We start from the raw sequence: 25769 nt of genomic DNA on the forward strand, positions 1-25769 counted from the left end.
AAAAAATTTTAGAAAAGAAATACAAAGTCAATATTTGAAGTAAATATCCTCTTCAGACTACTGGAAAAAGCTTGTCAGTCAAGGCACGTAGTACGAAACAGAAGCGAATAGAACATATCGTTCATGACCTGATAACGAGGTGCATGCAACGATGAATGCGAGCATTTGTCAACAACTACCTTCGTTATAATGACATAATTTTAAGAAAAACTCACAATAACCCATTGATTAATGATAAAATATTCAAATAATCAAAAAAATTATGGCGACTCGAGGTGCTATTAAATAAAAAAAATGCGTAGTGACATGATTAAAAAGGGATTTGACCGAGCTCCGCACCGAAGTTTATTAAGGGCGGCCGGAGTAAAAGAGGAGGATTTTAATAAGCCATTTATTGCAGTATGTAACTCATATATTGATATTGTTCCCGGTCATGTTCATTTGCAGGAATTTGGAAAGCTTGTAAAGGAAGCAATTCGTGAAGCACGCGGTGTTCCATTTGAGTTTAATACGATTGGCGTTGATGATGGAATTGCGATGGGACATATTGGTATGCGCTATTCACTACCTAGTAGGGAAATTATTGCTGATGCAGTTGAGACTGTTGTAGCAGCTCATTGGTTTGATGGCATGGTCTGTATTCCTAACTGTGACAAAATTACACCAGGAATGATGATGGCATCTATGCGCTTGAATATTCCGACAATATTTGTGAGCGGAGGTCCAATGGCTGCTGGACGGACAAGTGATGGCAAGAAAATTTCATTATCATCAGTTTTTGAAGGTGTAGGAGCCTATCAGTCTGGCAAAATTGATGAAAAAGGTTTACAAGAGTTGGAGCAATATGGCTGTCCAACGTGTGGCTCATGTTCAGGCATGTTCACAGCTAATTCGATGAACTGTCTAGCAGAAGCATTAGGGTTAGCATTACCTGGGAATGGAACGATTTTAGCGATTGATCCAGCACGTAAAGATTTTGTGAAAAAATCTGCTAAACAGTTGATGAAGCTAATAGAGTTAGATATTAAACCACGGGATATCGTAACAGAAAAAACGATAGACAATGCTTTCGCTCTTGATATGGCTTTAGGTGGTTCAACTAATACTGTTTTGCATACACTTGCGATCGCTAATGAAGCAGAAATAAACTATCCTCTTGAACGAATTAATGAGGTAGCGTCTCGTGTACCTCATTTAGCAAAGCTTGCACCTGCTTCTGATGTGCATATTGAAGACTTACATGAAGCTGGCGGTGTTTCCGCGGTTTTAAATGAACTAACAAAAAAAGAGGGTGCCCTTCATTTAGATTGTTTAACGGTTACAGGAAAGACACTTGGGGAAAACGTTCAAGGCTGCGAAGTGCAAAATTACAATACGATTTATCCGATTGATAAGCCTTACTCAAAAAGCGGTGGATTAGCTGTTTTATTCGGTAATTTAGCTCCAGATGGCGCAATTATTAAAACAGGCGGCGTACAGGGAGGAATCACTCGCCATGAAGGAGAGGCAATCGTCTTTGATTCACAAGATGAAGCATTAGAAGGGATTGCAAAGGGAGAAGTGAAGGAAGGCCACGTCGTCATTATCCGCTACGAAGGGCCAAAAGGGGGACCAGGAATGCCAGAAATGCTTGCTCCTACAGCTCAAATCGTCGGAATGGGATTAGGTACGAAAGTTGCCTTAGTAACAGATGGACGATTTTCCGGTGCTTCGCGTGGTCTGTCAATTGGCCATGTTTCCCCAGAGGCTGCTGAGGGAGGACCGATTGCCTTCGTTCAAACGGGTGATTGCATTGTCATTGATATTGAAAAAAGAACGCTAAATGTCGAAATTACAGAGGAAGAACTTACTCGCCGTAAGTCTGAATGGAAAGGTTTTGAATCGAAAGTAAAAACGGGTTACTTAGCGCGATACTCCAAGCTTGTAACTTCAGCAAGTACAGGTGGAATTATGAAGATTTAACTGTGAGGTGATTTATGAACAAGGTTTTGGTGTTCTCAATTTTAGGAATGGGTTTAACTGGTGCCGTTTTAATCATCTCGATCGCTCTGTTGTTTAAATCTCCAATAGGAAATGTGGTAAAGATGGTTACTGCTGCTTCAACAGTAGCTTTTGTAATATTCACTGTCTCGGCCTTAGTATTTCGTCGGCGGTTAGATGAAAAAAGAGAGTAATATAATTTATTAAATTAATAAAGTAGGTATTAAGGAGTAGACAGCGACTACTTATAGCAAAAAAGCTAATCCTTTAAAAGCCATAGGATTAGCTTTGAACTCTACTAGAGATTCTTTTCTAGTAGAGTTTTTATTATTTAAGAGCGGGACTTGTGAAAAAAAGATTAACTTTTTTTCGTTTTCGTTGTTTATGCAAAATGAAAATGCTATTCTTGCTATAAAGAAGTCTGTTGTCTGATAACCTCATTCATTTATCGAATATAATCGATTGGATGCTATATGAAATACTATGAAAGCGTTCACTTCATCAGCAATATTTTTTATACAAGGAGATTGATAAAGATGATTGAAAAACAATTTACAGTTACAGCTGAAACAGGTCTCCATGCAAGACCAGCTACTTTATTAGTTCAAACAGCGAGTAAATTTGAATCAGAGATACAACTTGAATATAAAGATAAAAAAGTAAATTTAAAATCTATTATGGGTGTGATGTCTCTTGGAGTAGGACAAGGGGCAAGCATTAAAATTATTGTTGAAGGTAGCGACGAAGCAACTGCATTAAAAGTGCTCGAGGAAACATTAGTAAAAGAAGGACTAGCACAATAATGAGCTTTATTAAAGGAATTGCCGCTTCAAGTGGACTCGCTGTCGCAAAGGCTTATCGTTTAGTAGAACCAAACCTTACCTTTAAACAAAGTAATATTGAAGATGTAGAAAAAGAAATTGCTCGATTTCATTCTGCACTTAAAACAACAGAAGCTGAGCTTCGGGAGATTCGTGTTCAGACAGAAAAAGAATTAGGAGCGGATAAGGCGAATATTTTTGATGCTCATTTACTTGTCATAAGTGATCCTGAATTAATTAATCCAATTGAAGATCAAATTAAATCGAATAAAATGAATGCAGAGCAGGCTTTAAAAGACACAGCTCAAATGTTTATTTCAATGTTTGAACAAATGGACAATGACTATATGAAAGAGCGTGCAGCAGATATTCGGGATGTAATGAAACGTATACTTTCCCACCTATTGGGTGTAAAAATTCCTAACCCTAGTATGATTGCTGAAGAAGTAATCATCGTAGCGGAAGATTTAACGCCGTCAGACACAGCGCAGCTTAATCGTCAATATGTTAAAGGGTTTACAACGGATATTGGCGGAAGAACGTCTCATTCAGCCATTATGGCGCGGTCAATGGATATACCTGCTGTTGTTGGGACAAAAGTGGCTACAAAGGAAATTAACGATGGCGATTTAATCATTATTGATGGATTAAGTGGGGAAGTACATATTAATCCAACCCCTGAACTAGTAAAACTATATGAACATAAAATAGCTCATTATGAAGAGCAAAAAACTGGTTGGACAAAGCTCATAAATGAAAAAACAGTAACAGCAGATGGCCATCGTGTTGAATTAGCAGCAAACATCGGTTCACTAGCTGATTTAGAAGATGCCGTTAACAATGGTGCTGAAGGTATTGGTTTATATCGAACAGAATTTTTATATATGGGACGAGATCATTTGCCATCGGAAGAAGAACAGTATGAGGCTTATAAAGCTGTTCTTGAAGGAATGGGGGAGAATCCTGTAATTGTTAGAACTCTTGATATCGGCGGTGATAAAGAGCTTCCTTACTTACAACTTCCAAAAGAATTAAATCCGTTTTTAGGGTTTCGGGCAATTCGGCTTTGTCTAGAACAACAACATTTATTTCGTACACAGCTTCGAGCGCTTCTGCGAGCAAGTGTGTTTGGCAATTTAAAAGTAATGTTTCCAATGATCGCTACATTGCAAGAATTTAGGGAAGGGAAAGCAATTTTTCTGGAAGAGAAAGAGAAACTCCTTCATGAAAATATTAAAATAGCAGAAAATATTGAACTTGGTATAATGGTTGAAATTCCATCAACAGCAATTCAAGCGGATCAATTTGCAAAGGAAGTTGACTTTTTCAGTATTGGAACAAATGATTTAATTCAATATACAATGGCTGCTGATCGGATGAATGAGCGGGTTTCTTATTTATATCAGCCGTTCAATCCAGCAATTTTGCGTTTAATAAAAATGGTCATTGATGCAGCCCATAAAGAGGGAAAATGGACAGGAATGTGTGGAGAGATGGCGGGAGAAGAAAAAGCCATTCCGCTTTTGCTCGGCATGGGACTTGATGAGTTTTCAATGAGTGCCAATTCGATTTTAAAGATTCGCTCACAAATTAGTCAATTAAATTATGCCGACTTAGTTCAGTTAAGTGAAAAAGCACTTTATATGGGTACAGCTGCTGAAGTAATAGAGACTATCGTTCGCAAATTGAAATTGTAATATAGTTGAAAATAATTTTTAAGTTTAAGGAGTTATAAAGAGGGAATATAATTGAAAGAAAGTTGCAACCTAATTTCCCCCAATTGACCGATTGAGCACTTCAATCGGTTTTTTTGATGCAATTTATTTTACAATTAGCATGATTGTTGATTCTGGGAGAATAAAGTTGCAATTATATTCCATCAAAAGGATGAAACGATTTCATTCTTATGATCGTTATAAAAAAGCGAGATTTTTCCTATCATATAGATAATGACAATGTGAAAGGAAAGATCGAATATGTTGAATCGAATTTTACGATATGACAAATCTGATGTAATGAATAGTTTCAATAGGGAGCAAATGATTTTTTTTATCTCGCATATTAGTCGCATTTTTCGTTGAGTCTTTTTCCCTCAAAGCATTTTTCCGCTAAATTTATTATCCTTATAAGGGGCAGTATGGCAAATGGTTCATCCTGTCCCTAAGAAAGCCCGTTTAGAATATTAATATCTAATTTTATAATATTCTAAATGTTTTTTCATTGGTTTTTCGTTATAATATTGATACTGTCTCTATTGAGAAAGGAGAATGAAAGATGGATTTAAATTTAAATGGAAAAGTGGCTTTAGTCGTTGCATCAAGCCAAGGATTAGGTAGAGCAATTGCTGAGGAGCTTGTTAAAGAAGGGGCAAATGTAATGATTACAAGCCGAGATCGGGAGAAGCTTCAGATCGTTAAACAAGAAATTGAACAGCTCGGTTCAGGAAAAGTAACGTATATAAAAACAGATATTACAAATCCAGAGGAAATTGAACAGCTTATCAAAGCGACAAACGAACAATTTGGCAAGCTTGATATTTTAATTAATAACGCTGGTGGACCACCAGCAGGTTCTTTTGATAGTTTTGCAGATAGCGACTGGCAACAAGCATTTGAACTTAACTTGTTATCATATATTCGGATGATTAAGCATGCGTTGCCATTACTGCGGAAGCAAGGCGGGAAAATTGTTAATATTGCTTCCTCATCCATAAAAGAACCTATTCCCGGCTTAATTTTATCAAATACGTTTAGGACAGCTATTGTCGGCTTGTCTAAGTCGCTTGCCCAAGAATTAGCGGCAGATCATATTTTAGTAAATACTGTTGCGCCAGGCAGAATTGCAACAGACAGAATCACTTATTTGGATGAGGTGAACGCAAAAAAACAAGGCATTACTAGAGTAGAACTAGAACAAAAGGTAAAAACAACTATACCGCTTGGCCGATATGGAACTCCTGAGGAATTCGCTAAAGTTGTCGCTTTTCTTGCATCCGATGGAAATACTTATATGACAGGGAGCACTTTCTTAGTAGACGGCGGTATGGTGAAAGCAATTTAAGTTTAATAAATTACGATAGTGTATATTTGGAGGTTGTTTTATTTGCCGGGTATTTTTGCTCGGCTTTTTGTACGATGGGCAGTTTCTGAAGGCGCTGAGATATCAGCGCCTAATTTGTTTAGGCGTCACTGTGGTAGAACGACTGAATGACGGAAGGAAACACCCTAATTTAGTACGTTCAAATCTTCTTCCAAATAACAAGAAGCTCATGTTTAAAGTTCCTATATTCGGATAATTTTGTTTTTTATGTTTAAAGATGTAGTTAATTATTTATTAGTTAAAAATATACATAAAAAACAAGGAAAATAGATGATGTGTGGGGAATCGATGAATTCAACATTAAAAATTATTAAATGAATTTAAGTTTAAAAAACAATATCTATATCTACTTTACTTCAGAATTTTCCTCACAGCTAGAGCTTTGTTATTCGTTTCCTTTAGATTTTGCGTCATCACAGACACCATTATGTTAAGCTCTTTTTACTCCTGTTTTCATAACGGAGAAGTTGAAGCACCAGAAGTATTAAGTGAAGCAGAAATGCAAATTGTGAAACAAAAAGAAGGCGAACGATTATTAGCTAAAATCCCAAACGATGCATAGGTCATTGGTTTAGCGATTGATGGGAAGATGCTGTCATCGGAAGAATTGGCAGAGAAAATCGAAGGATTAATGACGTATGGGAAAAATAAAATTGCGTTTGTGATTGGTGGATCACTTGGGTTAAGTGATGATGTGTTGAAACGGGCGGATATGAAATTATCGTTTTCGAAAATGAAGTTTCCGCATCAGTTGATGAAATTAGTGTTGGTAGAACAGATTTATCGAGGGTTTCGGATTATGCGGGGGGAGCCTTATCATAAATAGAGGCAAAAATTAATGTAGATAGGGTGGTAATTCTTTATCGGAAGCGGATATTGAAAATAAACCTTCATTATCTGTTTTCCTTTATTCCTCTCCCTGTTCAACTAAGCCTTCTAATACATTTATTTTAACTAAACCTATTAGCTTTTATTAAGAATACATATCAATAGTATACAATAATTTTATTATAAAACTAGGTGAAAGGTAGCATTTCAATTATACAAATTTGGAATTAATATATATAGAAAAGTGTGTGTTTTTAGCGTAATGAAGAAAGTGAGTGATATGAATTCATGGATAAAGAGTTTGATAAGCAATTACATAGTCTTGCTTTACAAAAAGTAGATCAAATAATCCAGTCATTAACAAAGGAAATCCGTTTGAAGTATGGTCATGCCATTCAAGAGTTTTTTAGTCTATTCATGGAAGATAAAACTGTATTTCAAGAGCTTTATCATGCTTATAAAAAGTGCACATCATTAGACCTACATCGTAAACACATCAATTTCTCCTATACATATGAAGATTCATCACATACCGTTTCTTTTTTAGATAAATGTTTTTCGTTAGATGAGACAACGTTTGTTCAGTTATTATCGAATACGATTGATATTACACGGGAAGTGCTCCCATTAGGGTCTATTGTAGAACTAGACCCAGTTTATTTTAAACCAGACAAAGAAAAAACATCCCCTTCCAAAATAGTGATCACAGGAAGATTCATCGCTCCACAAGGTTATCATAGCTATTTTCCATATGGAGGGGTCGTCTACCCAGTGGGAGAAGTGAAAATAGGATCACAAATTTATTTTACTACCCCTTTAATCAAAAAGGTCGTTCATCATGGGTATACAGATGAGATGGAGGATGCTTTTGTATTTTTAATGAAGCAGGAATTTATCGTAGAAAAGGATATGAACTCCATTGAATTTTCGAATCAAGATATGAAAAAACTCCAACAAGAAATGAAGCAGAAGAAAAAAGCAGGTGAATCATAATGGGATTATATGATTATAATTTTTGCCATAACCTATTATATGGTGGTTGGGACGCTGGAATTATAAATAATTTACAAGATGCTTGTAGAGAAATTTAACAAAAATTTGAACAAATGGATTTAGAAAATGTCTCTGTTGAAGAAGAAATGAGAGAGATTGTTAATGAAATGATTACTGAGTTAAATCGATTAATTAATGACATTCCATCCACTCATTTCAGATAGCCCCATATAGCTAATTCTACCAGTGCGTTACGAGAAATTCTTTATTAGTGTACGGAAATACGGGGTTCTCGCATATGACATACGCGAGAATTTAAGAAGCATATGCTTAGGTGGGGGTAATAGGCGGTATATCTAAGTTTTTTTTATTCATAATCAATGGAGAAAGGAAAAAAATCTTCTTTGACGGAAGTTTTATAAAGGAAGGAATGTGTATAGGATTGGCGAAATCAGAAATTAAACTAGATATAGTGAATCTCGACTCAACATTAGATCGATTAAAAAGTAGTATAGAAGAATTTACAAGTTACACTACGTCCTTTCGTTCTAATACGAGAGATCGATTAAAAGCCTTTAATTCGGACTTTATAGATAAGGTAGATGCACTACTAGATAACATGAATGATGATAGGAATAGTGATTTAATTGACCAATTGAAGGCTATTCATCAAGGGGGGAAAGCAATACTTGACAACATGAAAGAAGTAGATGAGAAAATTAGTGCAAAAATTGGAAGTGGCTCATCATGAAACGAGATCTGCAAATAAATTATGGTGTTTTAGATGAGATTATCGAGCAACTCCGACAATACCAATACAATCTAGAAACAATGGAGGAATCGCTCACGGATGTTTCCACTTATATTCAAACGAATAAAGGAAAAAGTATTGATGCTTGGGATGAAAGAATCACCGGTTCTAAAGAACAAATAAAAGATTATCAAGCCCAGGTCGATGATCTCTTATCCTTATTTGAAAACTATGTAGCTGATACAACGGCGTATATTTCTCCCATCGCAAGAAATGCCATGATGCGAGTAGATAGGAATGATATATGGTTTAATTTAAAGCAAATGGAGGGTGGAATTGCTAACAACGTACCCAAAGCATTAATGAAAACGTATGATTCTCCTACTTCCATTTTTAATTTTTTAGATGATCCAACAGACGCAGAAAAAGAGGCAAGTCGGATGAATCAAGCTAAGATAGAAAATATTAGGAAAGACATCCAACAAACAAAAAACAGCTCGAATATAAGATGGATGAACTATGGAATCTCTACACCTCCAAGGTAAAAAAATTTGAAAATGTCGATGACGCATACAATGATAAAGCCGCAAATGTAAAATCTAAATATACAAACTTTTTCGAAGGCGTAGGGGACGTAGTTGAATGGGGATCAGAAAAAGTATGGGGCCTTGTTAAAGGGCTTGCCGTTGGTTTATATGAAATCGCAAAAGGCCTATTAACGCTTGTCCTTGATGCAGGAATCGTTGTCCTTTCCGATATCATTCCTGATATAATAGAACCAGAAGGATTAAAGCAAGCCGCCAATGATCGAGTGGAAATATACAAGCAAACAATGAAACATATTATTAGTGATCCGATGAGTGTTGTAGAAAGTATCGGACAGACTGCTTTCGATGCAGCAGAAGACGAGGGTATCATGTATGTCACGGGTTTTGGATTGACTACATTTGTACCAGTGGTTGGCCAAGCAGGCAGAGGAGCAAAAGGAGTTTCCACATTAAAAGGAATTAGCGAAGGCTCAACTAAAAATGTCCCAACAGAAATTTTAAAAGGCATCCCTTACAGCAAGGATTTCCTAAAACAAAAAGTGACAACAGCCAAAATCGCATTAGGAAAGCAAAAGGTCCCTGTTTTCTATAAGGAAAAACTTGCGACTGATTCGGTGAATATCACCACCTTTGGGATGGAGATAAAACCCCTTAGTGAAGTTAGCCCGCAGATGTTTTCGGTGAAGGGTGCTAAGGGTATAGATAATGTTAAACCAGGAGATACGAGTTCTCTTGCACCTGGTGGTGGATTGGCTGCACATGAGCTAAAAGGTGGGCATTTGATTGAAAGACATGTTGGAAAAACTGATGAAGAATTATTAGAAAGAATAAGAAATAATCCTAGAATTAATGGCTCTTCTACTTTTAAAGATAGGGCTACTGCTGAGAAAGTTGCTAGTAAGGTCTTAAGCGATCTAAATAACAAAAAAGCAGTTGAAACTTGGATAAGTAATCCTCAAAGTAAGTCAAACTTAGTCTTAACTTATGAAGGAACCGAAGTCATTGGACGTGGAGTAAAAAGAGGTTCTACAACTGTTGAAAATATGACAAATGCTAGAATTGTCTTGAAAAAGGATGGAGAAGGGAATTACATTCTAACTGGCTATCCAAATTAATACTAAAGGGTGAGATGTTATGTTGTCTTCTAACAAACTAGAAGAACCTGTTTTTCAGTTCTTGGCTGGAACTTTTCATCAAGATATTGATTCTCCAGAAGAGGCCTTACAAGAATTATTAACAGAGGAAAGTAAAGAGTATCTGGAATTTGCTATTATCTTTTTAACAGATTTTATTGGTAGTGAATATTCAGATATAGAAAAGAATGAATACATTCAATCTTGTGCGGATGGTGTGTACTTTCCCGCTATTGGTTTAGAACCACTTCAGTGGCTCTATCAGGTTATTGAACAAATAAGAGAAGCTGTTAAGTAAGCCCGAAATATAAAAAAATAGCGCACCTTTATGGTGCGCACGACGAATAGTCAACTATGCTAGTTTTTTTCGGATAGTTGCCTATTTTGCACATGTGGCTTGGATATTTTCTGACTAAGGCATGTAGTTATGTAAAATCTCAGGTTATTGATGAAACGATAAATTTGGTAACTCCATCATCAGCTTCACCAGATATTTATAAAAATCAATACCGTTACCGTTTGCTTTGGCTGTTTCAGCCAAACTTAAACAGATGGCATTCGCTTTGGCACCTGCTTCACTCACAGAAAAAAGCCGACCAATAACATTTGGACGAATGGCATTTTCAGCGGGATTGTTATCAATTGCGACGTCCCCATGTTCCAGAAAGACCTTTAACTCAGATGTACGACTTAATGTATATTCAGCTGCTTTCGCTAAGGCATTTTTACCGAAGAAAGGTGAACGATCAATCCAATCGAAAAACTCATCGACGACGGGCTTTGCTTCTTGTTGGCGAACTTTGATACGTTCTTCTGAGGAAAGATGTTTGATTTTACGTTCGATGTGAAACAAACGATCACAATACTGAACGCCTATTCGTCCATTCTTACTATCGGCTTTCAGCCAATAGCGTCGTAAGCCCGAATTATAAATAAAATAAGCGCACCTTTTCGGTGCGCATGCCAAATAGCCGTCTGATCTTGTATTTTTTCAAAGAATGGACGGCTATTACTATAGTTTGGCACAAGTGGCCTGAATATTTTTTGACCAGGGCAAATACTGATCCAGTATCTCAGGTTTCCGGTGAATGTCCAACGTGGGCAAGTCCGTCAACAGCTTTTTGACATATTCATAGAAATCTATGTCGTTGGACTTGGCCGTTTCAGCGAGGCTCAGGCAAATTGCATTAGCTCGCGCACCGGCTTCACTGACGGAAAACAGCCAGTTTTTGCGCCTAATCACATTGGGACGAATCGCATTTTCGGCCGGATTATTATCGACTTCGATGCGGTCATCAGATAAAAAGGCCCGCAGACCTTCGGTTCTACTAAGTGTGTAATCTGCTGCTTTCGCCAAGGCACTCTTCCCGAAGAACGGAGACGTATCGATCCATTGGAAGAATGCTTCCACGAGAGGCTTGGAATGCTTTTGGCGTTGTTTCCGGAGCTTTCCGGGAGGAAGGTGCTTGAACTTCCGTTCCAATCGATATAATTGGTCACAAAAATCAACACCCTTTTGGCCGTTTTTGCTTTCTGCCTTTAGCCAATAACGGCGAACATGCGCCCAGCAGTTGGCGAACTGTACATGGGGCAGATGGCCGTAGGCGGAATACCCGTCACAGATCATGGTTCCTTTAAATCCTTTCGTGAAGCTTTCGAGGACAGATCTTCCGCGTGAAAGGGCGCTTTGGAACAGGATCATAACAGGACCTTGGCTTGGCACCGTGCGATACATCCAATTGTAGGCATTTGTCTGGCCGGACTTTCCGTCCGACCGGTGAATCACTTTTGCATAGGTTTCATCTACATGTGTAGGACGGATTTGCTCATCATTAATGCCTTCATCCGGTCATACACCGGCATCAGCCAATCATGGGCCGCACGGATGACCCAGTTGGATAAATTCTTATCATTGGTTTCCAGCCCATAACGCATCCATTCATTTACCTGACGGTAAAGGGGCACATATTGAATGAACTTATCATGCAATACTTTCGCCAAAACACTGGCACCGGCAAGGCTGCGTTGAATGGCAGGCTGAGGGGCATACCCCCGTTTTACTTGTGCGGGCAAAGAGACATCCTGTTTACACACCTTGCATTCGTAGGCATGTTCAATGTGCTGCACTTTTACCATTTTGGCGGGGATAAATTTTGCTTCCTCACGGACAATCGTGCTACCGATTTCCGTCATGTCGTGCCGGCAACACTCACAAATGGTTTGATCGGGGTGGTGATGGACGCATTCCACCTCCACATGGTCACACAAGGAATCGTTTCTCTTTTTCCTGGATTTCCTTCTGACAACAGTGTACGAAACAGTCTGTTGGCTTTGTTCTTCTGTGTGCTCAGAATCAGGAAAAGGGGAATCATCCTCATCAAACAGGGCTCCTTGCCCGTCGGGCGCATTATATCTGGATCTTTCCGTTTTGGATCCGTACAGGAGCTTGGTTAAGTGCTGAATTTGATGTGTCAAGGATTCAATCTGTTTAAACGATTGATCCAGCTTTTGCGATAACTCTTGATTCTGTTGATTCGCAATAGATAATTGTTCTTTCAGTAATCGGATCATTTTTTCGGATTGCTGATCGCTTACCAAATCATTCACCTCTTTCCGTTCGACTTCGCTCTTTCCATTATAACGAGTTCGAATAGCAGATGAAAGATGAATGTTAAAACGAGCCTTTTAGCGAAGGCTGAATCGCCTTTGGCTGTTGAATGGACAACCCTTCGAGCAACCAGCGAAGCTCTTGCTGGGTTAAGTTCTTTACTTCCTGCTCGTTTCTTGGCCATTGTAGCTTTCCACTGTCAAGACGTTTATACAACATGGCGAAGCCATCTCCGTCAAAATACAAACATTTATACCGGTCCTTTTTCCAGCCGGCAAACAGAAAGATGGAATCGCTGTACGGATCTAGCTCGAAAGAGTCTTGGATCAGCGCAGCCAAGCCGTCGATTCCTTTGCGCATATCGGTTTTCCCGCAAATGATATAGATATTTTGGACACTGGTAGGAATCCTGTCTCATAGCTGGATCAGCTCCCTCATGATCGTTTGGATGATGCGCTCCTCTACGCCATTTTGGAAGGTGATTTCGGCATTTTCCAGTTTAATGGTACAAAGACCGCTGGAATTTGGGGAAACGTTTGGTAGGCTCGCTTTTTGTATGGGATGTAATGTGACGGGGACGATGGTTAATGGTTTTTTCGGCATTAAGAAAGCACCTCCTTTGGTTGATACATTGATCATACTAGGAGATGCTCCGTCATAATATGCGTTGTTTGATTGGGGGCTTACAATGTTCACCACTTTTCGTCCATTTTCGTACTCCTATTATAATCATTTTAAACCTTGAAATATTCATGATTATAAAATTAAAAAGCAAGCACTTGATTGTTTAAAGACATCAAGTGCTTTTATTTTTACGTTGAATTCATGAATGACGATATGAATAGTGATTTAATTGACCAATTGAAGGCTATCCATCAAGGTGGTAAAGTATTACTTGAAAACATGAAAGAAGTAGATGAGAAAATTAGTGCAAAAATTGGAAGTGGCTCATCATGAAACGAGATCTGCAAATAAATTATGGTGTTTTAGATGAGATTATCGAGCAACTCCGACAATACCAATACAATCTAGAAACAACGGAGGAATCGCTCACGGATGTTTCCACTTATATTCAAACGAATAAAGGAAAAAGTATTGATGCTTGGGATGAAAGAATCACCGGTTCTAAAGAAAAAATAAAAGATTATCAAGCCCAAGTCGATGATCTCTTATCCTTATTTGAAAACTATGTAGCTGATACAACGGCGTATATTTCTCCCATCGCAAGAAATGCCATGATGCGAGTAGATAGGAATGATATATGGTTTAATTTAAAGCAAATGGAGGGTGGAATTGCTAACAACGTACCCAAAGCATTAATGAAAACGTATGATTCTCCTACTTCCATTTTTAATTTTTTAGATGATCCAACAGACGCAGAAAAAGAGGCAAGTCGGATGAATCAATCTAAGATAGAAAATATTAGGAAAGACATCCAACAAACAAAAAACAGCCTCGAATATAAGATGGATGAACTATGGAATCTCTACACCTCCAAGGTAAAAAAATTTGAAAATGTCGATGACGCATACAATGATAAAGCCGCAAATGTAAAATCTAAATATACAAACTTTTTCGAAGGCGTAGGGGACGTAGTTGAATGGGGATCAGAAAAAGTATGGGGCCTTGTTAAAGGGCTTGCCGTTGGTTTATATGAAATCGCAAAAGGCCTATTAACGCTTGTCCTTGATGCAGGAATCGTTGTCCTTTCCGATATCATTCCTGATATAATAGAACCAGAAGGATTAAAGCAAGCCGCCAATGATCGAGTGGAAATATATACAAGCAAACAATGAAACATATTATTAGTGATCCGATGAGTGTTGTAGAAAGTATCGGACAGACTGCTTTCGATGCAGCAGAAGACGAGGGTATCATGTATGTCACGGGTTTTGGATTGACTACATTTGTACCAGTGGTTGGCCAAGCAGGCAGAGGAGCAAAAGGAGTTTCCACATTAAAAGGAATTAGCAAAGGCTCAACTAAAAATGTCCCAACAGAAATTTTAAAAGGCATCCTTACAGCAAGGATTTCCTAAAACAAAAAGTGACAACAGCCAAAATCGCATTAGGAAAGCAAAAGGTCCCTGTTTTCTATAAGGAAAAACTTGCGACTGATTCGGTGAATATCACCACCTTTTGGATGGAGATAAAACCCCTTAGTGAAGTTAGCCTGATGTTAGACTCAAAAGTAGACACAGTTTATTATTAAAATAACTAATAATATGAGGTGTCCAAATGAGCAGACAAACATTTGATGAAGATTTTAAAAGAAGTACAGTCCAAATGATGATTGAACAAAACAAGTCGGTTGCCCAGACGGCTAGGGATCTGGATATTAGTCCAAATACCATTCACAATTGGAAAAAGAAATATGGTGAAGAGTTTATTGAAGCTTCTTTTCCAAACATGACAGAAGCTCAACAATTAAAAGCAATGCAAAAACGGCTACGTGATCTTGAGGAGGAGAATGCAATCTTAAAAAAGGCTATGCACTTCTTCGTGAAAGACCATCGGTAATTTTCTCATTCATCTATGAGAATCGCTTCATTTTCCGTGTGGAGAAGATGTGCAAGGTCATGAAGGTTTCCCGAAGCGGCTATCATAAATGGGTGGATCGCCCTGAAAGTGAAAAAGCAAAACGCCATAAAACTTTAGTTAAGCACGTTCATAAATCATATTTAGAATCCAGGGGATTTTATGGAAGTCCAAAGATTGCAAAAGACCTTGAAAGAAAAGGAGTGCCTGTCTGCCAAAAAACAGTAGCTCGTATCATGAAAGAAGAGAATCTCCGGTCAAAGACAGTTAAAAAATATAAAGCGACTACCAATTCAAAGCATTCTCTTCCAGTCTACGAGAATAAGCTTAATCAAGAATTTAAAGTAGATGCACCGAATAAAGTATGGGTCGCTGATATCACTTATATTCCAACTTCAGAAGGCTGGCTCTATTTAGCAAGCGTAATGGATTTATTTTCTCGCAAAATTGTTGGCTGGTCCGTGGATAAGACAATGACAAAAGAGTTGGTGATTAACGCTCTGGATCGGGCATATAACCGCCAGAAGCCACCCCTTGGCTCTGTTCTTCATCATTCAGATCGCGGCAGCCAATATTGTTCAAAAGATTATCAAAAGAAATTGACTAAGTATGAGATGGATATAAGCATGAGCAGAAAGGGAAACTGTTATGATAATGCCTGCATTGAATCCTTTCATAGTGTGCTAAAGAAAGAACTTATCTATCTAACTAAATATAAGACGAGAGAACAGGCCAAAAAAGAAATCTATGAATATATCGAAATATTCTATAATTCAAAAAGAATTCATTCGGCCAATGGATACCTTTCGCCGTCCGAATACGAACGTATGTACCTTAGTAAAGCTGCAAGTTAACACAAGATACACTTTTCCTCTTCATTCAAGAACAGAAGTCATTCTGTTCTTGAATGAAGAGGCCACCAAGCGAAAGCGCGGTAGAGGATAAAAATCTAAAAAATTTGTGTCTACTTTATTGACCTAATACCAAAGTAATTGAAGTAGATTTTATTGAGAAAGAAGAACTTTAAGAGTTATGAAATATTAAATTAATATAATTCGTAAAAACATAATATGGGGCTTACTAGAGTTACTCATATTCTCTGCATAAAAAATGAACTATTCGTCACTGGATAGCCCCACAACAAAAAAGGAAACCTTGAAAGGCATTTAGCCAGACAAGGTTTTATTAACTATCAAATAGAATTATCTTTATCATGGACAAGAATACACTAATTACGTCATTTGGTAAATGGGTTTCACCAATAAATATTCAAAAGCTTTCTGAACTTGTTAAAGAACAAAAACAGAACTACTATACAAAGAAGTTTACAACGGAGTCTTATATTAAGCTTTTGCTTTTTGCCCAGCTTCATGAATATGAGAGCTTAGAAGAAATCAGTGATGCCCTTTTAGACGAAGACCTTCAGAAAATACTCGGATTTGAATCAATTAGTGCATCTCAGTTATCACGAAAGAACAATAATATCAATCCGCTCATTCTTTCTCATATGTTCTTGGATTTAGTGTGGAAAATTCAACATTATCACATGAAAAGTGAAAAGAGAATGCCACTAAAAATCATTGATTCGAGTACTCTACCACTCAACTTAACTAACTATCAATGGGCGAGGTTTCGTCAAACAAAAGCAGGTGTAAAACTACATTTGCGACTCGTGATCATGGATAAAAATGCTGTTTATCCAGAAAGAGATGTCATTACAACGGTAAAAGAACATGACCGAAATCAGCTTGAAGTTCTGGTAATGATAAAGAAGCCATGTATGTGTTTGAACGTGGCTATGTGGATTATGAACGATTCGATCGGATGACCGATGAAGGCTATTTTTTCGTGCGTGATTTTTGATCATTGAAAGGATTAAAGTTTTACTTTAGTAATCTACATCTTGCTTTTCCATGATAAAATATAAATAACTAAAAATGGTTGGAGAGGGAAGTGGTTTTTTGTTAACACCAAAAAATACAGTAGTTGGATTTATTGGGACAGGTGTTATGGGAAAAAGTATGGCGGCGCACCTTTTAGCAGCCGGTTATCCACTCGTCATTTATACGAGAACGAAAGAGAAGGCAAATGAGCTAATTAAAAGGGGAGCAAAATGGGTTTCATCGCCAAAGGAAATTGCCCAAAAAGCGAATGTTGTCATTACGATGGTAGGCTTTCCTTATGATGTTGAGGAAGTTTATTTAGGGGAAAATGGTTTGATTCCTAATGGACAAGCCGGGAGTTATTTTATTGATATGACGACTTCAACTCCTTCGTTAGCGACAAACATTTTTAATGAAGGAAAGAAAAAAGGAATACATACGTTAGATGCTCCAGTTTCTGGAGGAGATATTGGAGCTAAAGAGGCAAAGCTAGTGATTATGGTTGGAGGAGAGGAAGCTGATTTTAAGACGGTTACTCCATTGTTGGCCACTCTTGGAACGAATATTGTTTATCAAGGAAAAGCGGGGGCAGGCCAGCATACGAAAATGTGTAATCAAATTGCGATTGCCTCTAATATGATAGGAATATGCGAAGCAATTGTTTATGCTGAAAAAGCGGGACTTGATCCCGAAACATTTTTAAAAAGCATTTCCACAGGAGCAGCTGGAAGCTGGTCACTTTCAAACTTAGCACCCCGTATCATAAATGGGGATTTTGCTCCAGGTTTTTATATTAAGCATTTTATAAAAGATATGAAAATTGCCATTGACGAAGCAGAAAAATTGGGAATTGAGCTTCCTGGTTTATCAGTTGCAAAATCATTATATGAGCAATTGGCTGATAATGGAGAGGAAAATAGCGGAACACAAGCTCTTTATAAGTATTGGGCATAAGTTGTTAAAAAGCCGGCTTGTTTCTAGTCCGGCTTTTATATTTTGAAAATAATAAAAACCCCTTTTAGTTCGAGTAAAAGGGGGGGGTGGTAAACAATATTAATATCCGTAATCCCAATCTACCTCATCTTGACACCAAAATACAGGTGAAATAGAGCCAAATTCAACAGTTTTATTTTCAATTTTGCAGTTGCAATTTTCACATCCACATTTTTTTTTAATTTCTTCAAATACTGAACGATCAACATTTTCTAGGAAAGTAACTGTTTGGTCATCTTGAAATAGAACAGCTGTTCCCTTCATTTTGTATCGCACCTCTTTTAATGTATTTGTAAACTGTTTTGATTTTAGTTTACATATATCATTGTAGTGAGAAAAAAGTATTTCGTCTATGGGTTTGTGATAAAATTCACAAAATGATCACTTTGTCAAATAAATGGACAATTTGTTGTCGAAATTAAAATATGATCTAGTTCAAATTGCTTTGAAAATAATTGTTATATAAGTATTATTGAAATTGTCTTCGAGACACATTAAGATGAGTGTACAAACACAATTGGAGGCTTATAAATGGATGTAAGTTTAGAGAAGCAAACAAACAATATTTCAAATTACGGGGGTTTTTGGAGCCGGTTTGGCGCATATATGATTGATTCAATTATACTATCAATCCCGATTGGCATGATTAATTTGACTATTTTTATATTTTCTCTCGATTCTACTGGTATATTAGATGAATTTTTTTATTATGAAAGGTATTTAACTACTGCTGAGCAGGAAATAATTTTTTTTGCGATGTGGAAGGGGATTTTATTTTGTGCTATCATTTCGATTCTTATTACGTGGCTTTATTATGCGGTAAGTCACTCTTCAAAATGGCAAGCAACGATAGGGAAGAAAATAGTTGGATTAAAGGTGACGGATTTAAATGGCGATAGAATCTCCTTCTGGAGGGCAACAGGAAGATGTTTCAGTAAATTGTTTTTATCTGGTTTTTTATTAATCGGCTATATGATCGCTGCAATGACAGATAAAAAACAGGCCCTTCACGATCTTATTGCTAGGACAATTGTTTTACAAAATTAAACTGATTTGAATGAAACAAATAACGAAAAATATGCATAACCATTAAGAATAAAAGCGTTTTTAAAAAATGAGTTGAGACAAAGTCAATATTTGAAGCGATTCATTAAAAAACGATAAAAGCTGGTTTCCGAGCTTTTATCTTTTTTTTTGGTGCGCCCGGCATGCGCATGAACTATAGGGTGCAAGTCCCGAACCCCGAAGACAGAAGTAGAGGTTAGCCAAGAGCAAGGGTGTCCGTGGTGACATGATGTACGGTGGTGTGAGAGGTCGGGGGTTAATCACCCCCTCCTACTCGATTTAAAAATAGCTTTCGCCAAGTCTTTTGAAGACAGGCTTCTGCGGCTGACGGTGCTTATTTTTTGTATGATGATGCTTGTCTTCTTTTAAACAAGTATACAATTCCAACATTTTCTTGGCTTCATTAAGTGAAAGTCGAGTTTTTGGATTACGCACTAAATGATTAAGTTTTCCGAGATGGGGTAATGTTTGGAAATCTTGTTTAGACGGAGGAATGTGGAATGAGTATTTTCCGCATTCAACAAGAACATCTGATTGTTGTTGACTAAATTTTGGATTTTTGGAAAAGTGGAGGCCAATTTTTTTTGCTTTTCCTTCTTTTAATAATTTTTTTAGTGCTTCATGTTTTAGTCTATATAAGTATTTAGGGTTTGGAGCGGTTTTAGCGTGACGATTCACGGTGAAGATGGCCTGTGCGAGGTTTTCCACTGTTGATCGAAGTGGAGATTCATATTTGTCGTGACTCAAAATGATGACTCCTTTCAAAATAATATAAGTGCCTCTTTTCTTCATTATAACCTATAATGAAACGATTTTAAAAGTCAATCTGTACCATATATTATTTTACTTTAAAAAAATAAAAAAAGAAGCAGAAAAAGTGAACGATCAATTGCTTTTTTTTAAGGTTGAATCATGACTCTTGTTCCATTCGGCACAAACTTTGCAAGCTGAAGTACATCTTTGTTGTACATTCGAATACAGCCTTTTGAAACCATTTTACCGATCGAGGCAGGGTTATTTGTTCCATGTATTCCATAACCTGCTCTTGATAACGATAACCACATAGCTCCATACGGACCACCAGGATGAGGCTGTCGATTGACGATAACGTAATCACCAATAGGTGTTTTTGTAAGTATTTTCCCAATTCCGACAGGGTACGTTTTAAACGGAATTCCATTTTTCAATAACGTTAACGTTCGATTATTTAAAGAAACAATTATTTGATATTCAATAGATTGTGGATCTGGTAACCCGGGTATTTGCAATCTTTGTCCAGGATAAATTAAAAAAGGCGGTACTAACTGAGGATTAGCTGCTAATAATTGAGAAATACTTCGTCTGTAGTTTTTAGATATAGATGAAAGAGTTTCTCCATTTTTAACGATATGAATCATCATACTCTTCCTTTCATCATTTTTTTTGCGGGCTTCTTTTATTATTTTATGGGATACATAATCGTTTGCGCCTGTACAAAGTTGAATTCTGCTTTAATTGAATTGACAAGATAGTAACTGTTAATTTACTCCTAATCTTTAAAAATTTAGAAAGATCGTTAAACGAAGTTGTTTTTACTAGTGTTAAGGGATCGATTTAATGAATATTAGGAGATGAGAGGAGAGGAGGCCCTCATACGATCAATGAAAAATATGGGGACAGTGTTATTTCAGTTATGATCATCTTAGCAGGTACATTAGCTGTTTTGTTTCCAGCTGCTGTTTGATCATTTTTGCAAATTTCAACCATTGTGTTAAGCGGTTTATTATTTGACGCATTTATTATGTTGCCATGATTCGTTCCCATAATGGTCAAATTGTTCGGAAAAGCTAATTGGTGGGCATTCGATATGCAAAGATAAATTTTTGAAAAATTTACAAACAGGCGAGCTTGTAAACAAAGTCATATTTGAAGCAAATGCTCAAAAGACTACTTAAAACAATTGACAGGCAAAGTGGGTAGCAAGAGGATAAGTGCGATTAAAGCAGTCGTTTATGAGTTTGTTTATCTAGAGTTTAAGGCTGTCAATGATTTTTGACAGCCTGATTAATTAGGATGATGAAAGCGTAAAAATGGATAGTTCTGGGCGTGATAAGAAACGAAAAGGGAGACGAGTCGTTCCTAATCCTCGATTGACATATAAAGTTAGCGGTTCGTCTCCAGTAATCTTGTACATACCTTCAACATACTTTTCGGCAAAAGGTGGTTTAACGAGTGCACCTAAAAAGGGAATTTGTATTTGTCCGCCATGACTATGTCCGCTAAGCTGAAGATGAATGTTAAAAGTTTGCGCATCGTCAGCTAGATCTGGGGCATGGGAAAGAAGGATTTTATAGCCGTCAGCAGGCACGTTTTTTAAAGATGTTTTAATATCCGGCTTCCCCAACATTGCATCATCAATACCTACAATATAAATCTGACTTTTATCTAATAGTTCAACGGGGGCTGCCTCATTTAAAAGAAGATGAAATCCTGCATTGGTCATAATTTGTTCGTAAAGGTTTGTGCCGTATCCTCCATGATCATGGTTTCCATAAACAGCAAATTTACCAAAAGGAGCTTTTAAATTTTTTAAAATCGAAGTAAGCTTACCAGCTTCTGGGTAGTTTTTAGGGTCATCGATTAAATCACCTGAAAAAAAAATAATATCGGGCTCATGCTGATTAATTTTTAAGATTAACTTTTCAAGCTGAGCAAGGGTATATTGAAAACCAAGGTGAGTATCACTAAATTGAATTTTTTTAAACCCATTAAAGCTTGCGGGAATCTTTTCGTGACGAATCGTATACTTTGAAATATTTAATAGTTTTGGTTCAATAGAATGTGCATAAAAATAACTGCCTGAGCCAACAGCGAATACTGTAAAAATAGTACTTAGTGTTCTTTTAATAAATGATCTTCGGGAAATACGTTTTTTTTTTTTTTTTAAAACCAACCTATTCTATTAATATAATTAAAATAGTATCAAAGTATCATGAGAAAAAGAAGTACATAAATGTTGTTAATAAAAATATAAAGATAACATGATTAGAGAATACGTTTTAGAAAAAATTTTTACAAAAATAAAGTCTAATTGTTTTAATAAATATTAGCGATCAATTCAATTTATTATCAAGTAATGTATCAGTTTGAATTTAAGCTTTATTTTTATTAGAATATTGCAACTCTTTATGATAAAATAAAGAATGAATGTTCATTCATTTTTGGAGAGGAGTATGTCATTTGAAAAATAAAGTTGTTATAGTAACAGGCGGTTCTAGTGGAATGGGGAAACATATGGCGAAACGTTTTGCCAGTGCGGGAGCAAAAGTAGTTATTACAGGCAGGACGATGGAGAAACTAGAAGAGGCGAAAAAGGAAATTGAGCAAAATCCGGGACAAGTGTTAACTTGTCAAATGGATGTTAGAAATATTGATGATGTTAAAAGAATGATTAGCGAAACAACGGAACAATTTAAAACGATTGATTACCTCGTTAATAACGCTGCTGGAAACTTCTTATGTCCTGCAAAAAAATTAAGTGTTAATGGTTGGAATGTAGTCATAGACATTGTTTTAAACGGCACTTTTTATTGCAGCAGTGAAGTAGGGAAATATTGGATTGAAAAGGGGATTAAAGGAAGTATTATTAATATGGTAGCAACATATGCGTGGAATGCTGGTGCAGGTGTTATTCACTCTGCTGCTGCAAAAGCTGGTGTACTTTCAATGACACGTACATTGGCAGTGGAATGGGGCAGACGTTATGGAATCCGTGTAAATGCAATTGCACCAGGACCGATTGAAAGAACTGGAGGCGCAGATCGATTATGGGAATCGGAGGAAGCAGGAAAAAGAACCATTAACAGTGTACCATTAGGAAGACTTGGTACTCCTGAAGAAATTGCTGAGCTTGCATTTTTCTTATTTTCTAATCATGCTGCATATATAAATGGTGAATGCATTACAATGGACGGAGGGCAATGGTTAAATCAATTCCCGTTTTAATTTTGAAGATGGAACTGGGAATCATCCAATTCCATCTTCATTTATTTATAACTGACTGCTCTTTGCTTTAATGCTTTCCATGAGGAAATAAATTGTTCTTTATTTACTTTTGCTTGTTTTTTTCCAGAGAGAGGGTCATTTAAATAAACGTAATTTTGATCGTATCCAACTAACACAACTACATGAAGATCTAATGGGGTTTCAATTGTTTCATTTCCATGTTTCCATGCTTCCCATCGGTCTGGAAGTCGATAATCGCCTGTTGTCCAAATGACAACAGGATAGCCTTTAGATACGTGTGCAAGCACTTCTTCAAAGTCTTTATTCGTTAAATTAACTGCTTTATTTGGCAAGTATTGATTAATTAAATCTACAATAGGCTTATCAAACACTGCATAACCTGCTGTTTTCCCGGTCATATCCCCAACATAGCCTTCAGCTGGGTTTCCCCACTCTAATATGTCTCCGCTTGGTGCTCTTTTAATAGGGTCTGGGTCTTTTTTTACCTTTTCATAAAGTTCCATTTTATTTGTATTAACTCCGCTATATTGAAGAACCATTGCTGTACTTGTTACTTCACAGCCATATTTTAGTTCGGGATTTTGCTTTATTAGCGGGACATCTAGAATAATTTTTTCCTTTTTCTGATCTTGTTCTGTTGTCTTTTGTTGCTCAATTTTTTGAACAGCTGATTGATTTTGCCTATTGTCTCCTGATTTATAAGCTGCTGGTAAAGGAGTTTCGTTTTCCATCCGAAAACTTTTTGTTTCTTTCGTGCCAGCACAACCTAACAACGGAAGGGCAATTAAAACAGAGAGAATTTTTTTCATATATTTATCCTCCATATTTTCTTTGTCACCCTTATCATTCTGTTTTTTAATCATATTATGTTGAGCTGATTCTTCCATTTTTAATGGATAAATATGGATTTTATAACCCGTATAGTTTTGTTTATATTGTGGCAACGTAATATAAAGCTAACTTTCCGAAAAGGGAGAGATTCACACAAAATGAGTTTATATTTAACGACAATATTAATCGTTTTATTAGGAATCTTAGTTTTTTCTCTAATTTATACATGGATTATTGGTAGAGGGCGTGAAAAGGTAAAAGGGGAGCTTGACTCTGAAATTCCAGAGCAAGCTCAAGAGCATGCTTATATTCGCAACCCAATTTTTATTGCTTACGCTGCTTTTTTTGTTATCCTACTTTTAATCATTGTTTATGCAGCTAGCTTATAGAAAAAAGGCGCATGAATTAGCGCCTTTTTTTATAATTTAGGAACATTCTTTAAGCACGTTTTCTTGATGCTGTTGATTGTTTTACTGTTGTTAAATATTCTTCAGAAATCATGCTGGATCAGTATGTTTAAAAAGTCATGATGAAGGGCTTTATCAAAGCAGAATAATGATAAAATTATGAAATCTACCTTATGAGAACAAATGCCTTTAATTATTCTGTTACTATTTAATGTCAACCGCTTAACTTAATGTTAAATCTTTGCTATTAGATTTTCATTCATAACATAAAGCTTTGCTTACTGCGGATCTCATAAGATTAAGCCTGTAACAAAACGTTGCATGAATAAAAAGGAATTGGATCAATACTATTTCTTTTTTTAAAGATGCTTCACTGCTTCATATTTCTTTTGTAAATAATCAATCAATCCCATTGAGCAGACACTAATATCTAGTGCAAGAATATTGTAAACTGGGTGGTTTAAGCCTATTCCTAATGATTGTAAATGTTCAGTGACTTTTATGGATAACCGTTCTTTCGTTGCTTTTATTTGTTCACTCATTAAAGTCGATTGTTGATATGCTTCTTCTGCTTCATTTAAAAATATCGGTAGCCATGTATGAATTTGCTGATAGACTTTGGCTGGGGTTGCTGACATCCCATAATGTCCAAAAAAAATGTAATCGAGCTTCATTGATTCATAAAGTTTAATCGATTCAAGTGTTTCTTCCGGATTAAACTGGTTAGGTGATGTTGAAGGCAAGTATAATTCAACGCCATCTTTATATAGTTCGGGATAGCGAACACCTGCTGTATCGCCAGTAAACATTCCGTTTACAACAGAATGATAAATACTAAAATGATGATATGCATGGCCGGGTGTGTGGTAAAAAGTTAACGTACACTCTTTGCCAATGTGTAGCTCATCTTTATCATCCATTATTAAAATTTTATTTTCAGGAATTGGTAAAATCGGATGAAATAACTCATCAAACTGTTCCCCGTATACAGCCTTAGCGCCTTTTATAAGCTTTGCAGGGTTTATTAAGTGTCGGGCTCCTTTCGGGTGGACAACAACGGTAGCGTTGGGACATTGTTCGAGAAGCAGCCCTGCGCCCCCAGCATGATCAAGATGAATATGAGTGACAATAATATATTTAATATCAGATAATGAAAAATTCAACTTTTTTAATCCGTCAATAATAAATGGAATCGAAGGGCTTGCTGAAGTTTCTATAATCGTTAAATTCTCTTCTGCAAGCACATAAGTTCCGGTTCTTTCTTTCATTTTCATATCAAAATTATCA

26 protein-coding genes and 4 pseudogenes are annotated in these 25769 nt (G+C 36.7%); 20 read left to right on the top strand and 10 right to left on the bottom strand.

Annotated features, from left to right (window positions below; translation table 11 throughout):
- Positions 1-294 precede the first annotated feature (294 nt).
- The 11 genes and pseudogenes from ilvD to K6959_RS04865 all read left to right on the top strand — a co-directional run bounded on the left by ilvD (position 295) and on the right by K6959_RS04865 (position 10451).
- Entirely contained in the window at positions 295-1962 is a 1668-nt protein-coding gene (gene ilvD / locus K6959_RS04815) for a dihydroxy-acid dehydratase (protein ID WP_394373024.1), read from the top strand.
- 14 nt (positions 1963-1976) lie between these two features.
- Positions 1977-2174 (top strand): hypothetical protein, encoded by a 198-nt coding sequence (locus tag K6959_RS04820; protein WP_163242036.1) that lies wholly within the window; start codon positions 1977-1979, stop codon positions 2172-2174.
- A 342-nt stretch (positions 2175-2516) separates the two neighbouring features.
- Complete coding sequence (locus K6959_RS04825; protein ID WP_163242037.1) at positions 2517-2783, top strand: phosphocarrier protein HPr; 267 nt, start codon at positions 2517-2519, stop codon at positions 2781-2783.
- Positions 2783-4498, top strand: coding sequence for a phosphoenolpyruvate--protein phosphotransferase (ptsP, locus tag K6959_RS04830; protein ID WP_163242038.1), 1716 nt, complete (start codon positions 2783-2785; stop codon positions 4496-4498). Before K6959_RS04825 ends, ptsP begins: the two co-directional genes overlap by 1 nt.
- 577 nt (positions 4499-5075) lie before the next feature.
- Entirely contained in the window at positions 5076-5861 is a 786-nt protein-coding gene (locus K6959_RS04835; protein WP_163242039.1) for an SDR family oxidoreductase, read from the top strand.
- A gap of 508 nt (positions 5862-6369) precedes the next feature.
- A pseudogene (gene rlmH, locus K6959_RS04840) lies at positions 6370-6726 on the top strand (23S rRNA (pseudouridine(1915)-N(3))-methyltransferase RlmH); the annotation flags it as partial.
- A gap of 290 nt (positions 6727-7016) precedes the next feature.
- Complete coding sequence (locus tag K6959_RS04845) at positions 7017-7721, top strand: DUF4176 domain-containing protein (protein WP_163242040.1); 705 nt, start codon at positions 7017-7019, stop codon at positions 7719-7721.
- 442 nt (positions 7722-8163) lie between these two features.
- Positions 8164-8472 carry a hypothetical protein gene (locus K6959_RS04850; RefSeq protein ID WP_163242041.1) on the top strand — a complete coding sequence of 103 codons (309 nt, stop codon included), beginning with the start codon at positions 8164-8166 and terminating at the stop codon, positions 8470-8472.
- Positions 8469-9017 (top strand): hypothetical protein, encoded by a 549-nt coding sequence (locus K6959_RS04855; protein ID WP_223087797.1) that lies wholly within the window; start codon positions 8469-8471, stop codon positions 9015-9017. Before K6959_RS04850 ends, K6959_RS04855 begins: the two co-directional genes overlap by 4 nt.
- Complete coding sequence (locus K6959_RS04860; RefSeq protein WP_262421896.1) at positions 8981-10135, top strand: RNase A-like domain-containing protein; 1155 nt, start codon at positions 8981-8983, stop codon at positions 10133-10135. The genes K6959_RS04855 and K6959_RS04860 overlap by 37 nt, the downstream gene beginning before the upstream one ends.
- Before the next feature lie 19 nt (positions 10136-10154).
- Entirely contained in the window at positions 10155-10451 is a 297-nt protein-coding gene (locus K6959_RS04865; protein ID WP_163242043.1) for a contact-dependent growth inhibition system immunity protein, read from the top strand.
- A gap of 114 nt (positions 10452-10565) precedes the next feature.
- On the opposite strand, the pseudogene K6959_RS04870 reads toward K6959_RS04865, so the two are convergent.
- The 4 genes and pseudogenes from K6959_RS04870 to K6959_RS04885 form a co-directional block, all read right to left on the bottom strand.
- Positions 10566-11072, bottom strand: a pseudogene (locus K6959_RS04870) (IS66 family transposase); the annotation flags it as partial.
- Between the two features lie 93 nt (positions 11073-11165).
- Positions 11166-12724 (bottom strand): annotated as a pseudogene (gene tnpC / locus K6959_RS19995) (IS66 family transposase).
- Positions 12725-12824: 100 nt separating this feature from the next.
- On the bottom strand, positions 12825-13121 hold the full coding sequence (tnpB, locus tag K6959_RS04880) for an IS66 family insertion sequence element accessory protein TnpB (RefSeq protein WP_163242044.1): 297 nt from the start codon (positions 13119-13121) through the stop codon (positions 12825-12827).
- A gap of 54 nt (positions 13122-13175) precedes the next feature.
- Positions 13176-13364, bottom strand: a complete 189-nt coding sequence (locus K6959_RS04885; protein WP_163242045.1) for a hypothetical protein — start codon at positions 13362-13364, stop codon at positions 13176-13178.
- A gap of 180 nt (positions 13365-13544) precedes the next feature.
- Here K6959_RS04885 and K6959_RS04890 point away from each other — a divergent pair, with 180 nt between their 5' ends.
- The 6 genes and pseudogenes from K6959_RS04890 (at position 13545) to K6959_RS04915 (ending at position 18135) form a co-directional block, all read left to right on the top strand.
- Positions 13545-13718: a hypothetical protein gene (locus K6959_RS04890; protein ID WP_163242046.1), complete on the top strand. Its 174-nt coding sequence runs from the start codon at positions 13545-13547 to the stop codon at positions 13716-13718.
- Complete coding sequence (locus tag K6959_RS04895) at positions 13715-14557, top strand: hypothetical protein (protein ID WP_223087798.1); 843 nt, start codon at positions 13715-13717, stop codon at positions 14555-14557. The genes K6959_RS04890 and K6959_RS04895 overlap by 4 nt, the downstream gene beginning before the upstream one ends.
- The gene (locus K6959_RS04900; protein ID WP_223087799.1) at positions 14554-14799 is read left to right on the top strand and encodes a hypothetical protein; all 246 of its coding nucleotides are present in this window, start codon (positions 14554-14556) and stop codon (positions 14797-14799) included. Before K6959_RS04895 ends, K6959_RS04900 begins: the two co-directional genes overlap by 4 nt.
- A gap of 199 nt (positions 14800-14998) precedes the next feature.
- Positions 14999-16152, top strand: a protein-coding gene (locus K6959_RS04905; RefSeq protein ID WP_223087801.1) for an IS3 family transposase whose coding sequence is annotated in 2 segments (ribosomal slippage) — positions 14999-15251 and positions 15251-16152 — 1155 coding nt in all. Because the reading frame shifts where the segments join, the coding sequence is not laid out codon by codon here.
- A gap of 359 nt (positions 16153-16511) precedes the next feature.
- A pseudogene (locus K6959_RS04910) lies at positions 16512-17149 on the top strand (IS4 family transposase); the annotation flags it as partial.
- A gap of 110 nt (positions 17150-17259) precedes the next feature.
- Positions 17260-18135: an NAD(P)-dependent oxidoreductase gene (locus K6959_RS04915; RefSeq protein ID WP_223087802.1), complete on the top strand. Its 876-nt coding sequence runs from the start codon at positions 17260-17262 to the stop codon at positions 18133-18135.
- 99 nt (positions 18136-18234) lie between these two features.
- Here the strand turns inward: K6959_RS04915 and K6959_RS04920 are convergent, their stop codons facing one another.
- Positions 18235-18438 (bottom strand): hypothetical protein, encoded by a 204-nt coding sequence (locus K6959_RS04920; RefSeq protein WP_223087803.1) that lies wholly within the window; start codon positions 18436-18438, stop codon positions 18235-18237.
- A gap of 267 nt (positions 18439-18705) precedes the next feature.
- On the opposite strand from K6959_RS04920, the gene K6959_RS04925 reads away from it, so the two are divergent.
- Positions 18706-19221 carry an RDD family protein gene (locus K6959_RS04925; RefSeq protein WP_223087805.1) on the top strand — a complete coding sequence of 172 codons (516 nt, stop codon included), beginning with the start codon at positions 18706-18708 and terminating at the stop codon, positions 19219-19221.
- Positions 19222-19518: 297 nt separating this feature from the next.
- Here the strand turns inward: K6959_RS04925 and K6959_RS04930 are convergent, their stop codons facing one another.
- From K6959_RS04930 to K6959_RS04940, 3 genes are all read right to left on the bottom strand, one after another.
- Entirely contained in the window at positions 19519-19986 is a 468-nt protein-coding gene (locus K6959_RS04930) for a YkyB family protein (RefSeq protein ID WP_246234810.1), read from the bottom strand.
- Between the two features lie 152 nt (positions 19987-20138).
- On the bottom strand, positions 20139-20639 hold the full coding sequence (locus K6959_RS04935; protein ID WP_179959041.1) for a L,D-transpeptidase family protein: 501 nt from the start codon (positions 20637-20639) through the stop codon (positions 20139-20141).
- A 647-nt stretch (positions 20640-21286) separates the two neighbouring features.
- A complete protein-coding gene (locus K6959_RS04940) occupies positions 21287-22171 on the bottom strand; it encodes a metallophosphoesterase (protein WP_223087807.1) in 885 nt (294 codons plus the stop codon).
- Positions 22172-22458: 287 nt separating this feature from the next.
- Here K6959_RS04940 and fadH point away from each other — a divergent pair, with 287 nt between their 5' ends.
- Positions 22459-23223: a 2,4-dienoyl-CoA reductase gene (fadH, locus tag K6959_RS04945; protein ID WP_223087808.1), complete on the top strand. Its 765-nt coding sequence runs from the start codon at positions 22459-22461 to the stop codon at positions 23221-23223.
- Positions 23224-23264: 41 nt separating this feature from the next.
- On the opposite strand, the gene K6959_RS04950 is transcribed toward fadH, so the two are convergent.
- A complete protein-coding gene (locus K6959_RS04950; protein ID WP_163242774.1) occupies positions 23265-24053 on the bottom strand; it encodes a C39 family peptidase in 789 nt (262 codons plus the stop codon).
- 180 nt (positions 24054-24233) lie between these two features.
- Between K6959_RS04950 and K6959_RS04955 the strand changes: the two genes are divergently transcribed.
- The gene (locus K6959_RS04955) at positions 24234-24464 is read left to right on the top strand and encodes a hypothetical protein (RefSeq protein ID WP_163242775.1); all 231 of its coding nucleotides are present in this window, start codon (positions 24234-24236) and stop codon (positions 24462-24464) included.
- A 377-nt stretch (positions 24465-24841) separates the two neighbouring features.
- Here the strand turns inward: K6959_RS04955 and K6959_RS04960 are convergent, their stop codons facing one another.
- Positions 24842-25756 carry an MBL fold metallo-hydrolase gene (locus tag K6959_RS04960; RefSeq protein ID WP_179959043.1) on the bottom strand — a complete coding sequence of 305 codons (915 nt, stop codon included), beginning with the start codon at positions 25754-25756 and terminating at the stop codon, positions 24842-24844.
- Between the last annotated feature and the right edge of the window lie 13 nt (positions 25757-25769).

The sequence above is a fragment of the Bacillus aquiflavi genome, from assembly GCF_019915265.1.
Lineage (GTDB): Bacteria > Bacillota > Bacilli > Bacillales > Cytobacillaceae > Bacillus_BT > Bacillus_BT aquiflavi.

Coding starts and splice junctions, on each gene's coding strand:
- ilvD (WP_394373024.1), top strand. CDS start 295: ATGCGTAGTGACATGATTAAAAAGGGATTTGACCGAGCTCCGCACCGA.
- K6959_RS04820 (WP_163242036.1), top strand. CDS start 1,977: ATGAACAAGGTTTTGGTGTTCTCAATTTTAGGAATGGGTTTAACTGGT.
- K6959_RS04825 (WP_163242037.1), top strand. CDS start 2,517: ATGATTGAAAAACAATTTACAGTTACAGCTGAAACAGGTCTCCATGCA.
- ptsP (WP_163242038.1), top strand. CDS start 2,783: ATGAGCTTTATTAAAGGAATTGCCGCTTCAAGTGGACTCGCTGTCGCA.
- K6959_RS04835 (WP_163242039.1), top strand. CDS start 5,076: ATGGATTTAAATTTAAATGGAAAAGTGGCTTTAGTCGTTGCATCAAGC.
- K6959_RS04845 (WP_163242040.1), top strand. CDS start 7,017: ATGGATAAAGAGTTTGATAAGCAATTACATAGTCTTGCTTTACAAAAA.
- K6959_RS04855 (WP_223087797.1), top strand. CDS start 8,469: ATGAAACGAGATCTGCAAATAAATTATGGTGTTTTAGATGAGATTATC.
- K6959_RS04860 (WP_262421896.1), top strand. CDS start 8,981: ATGGATGAACTATGGAATCTCTACACCTCCAAGGTAAAAAAATTTGAA.
- K6959_RS04865 (WP_163242043.1), top strand. CDS start 10,155: ATGTTGTCTTCTAACAAACTAGAAGAACCTGTTTTTCAGTTCTTGGCT.
- tnpB (WP_163242044.1), bottom strand. CDS start 13,121: ATGCGCAAAGGAATCGACGGCTTGGCTGCGCTGATCCAAGACTCTTTC.
- K6959_RS04885 (WP_163242045.1), bottom strand. CDS start 13,364: ATGCCGAAAAAACCATTAACCATCGTCCCCGTCACATTACATCCCATA.
- K6959_RS04895 (WP_223087798.1), top strand. CDS start 13,715: ATGAAACGAGATCTGCAAATAAATTATGGTGTTTTAGATGAGATTATC.
- K6959_RS04900 (WP_223087799.1), top strand. CDS start 14,554: ATGAAACATATTATTAGTGATCCGATGAGTGTTGTAGAAAGTATCGGA.
- K6959_RS04920 (WP_223087803.1), bottom strand. CDS start 18,438: ATGAAGGGAACAGCTGTTCTATTTCAAGATGACCAAACAGTTACTTTC.
- K6959_RS04925 (WP_223087805.1), top strand. CDS start 18,706: ATGGATGTAAGTTTAGAGAAGCAAACAAACAATATTTCAAATTACGGG.
- K6959_RS04935 (WP_179959041.1), bottom strand. CDS start 20,639: ATGATGATTCATATCGTTAAAAATGGAGAAACTCTTTCATCTATATCT.
- K6959_RS04950 (WP_163242774.1), bottom strand. CDS start 24,053: ATGAAAAAAATTCTCTCTGTTTTAATTGCCCTTCCGTTGTTAGGTTGT.
- K6959_RS04955 (WP_163242775.1), top strand. CDS start 24,234: ATGAGTTTATATTTAACGACAATATTAATCGTTTTATTAGGAATCTTA.
- K6959_RS04960 (WP_179959043.1), bottom strand. CDS start 25,756: ATGAAAATGAAAGAAAGAACCGGAACTTATGTGCTTGCAGAAGAGAAT.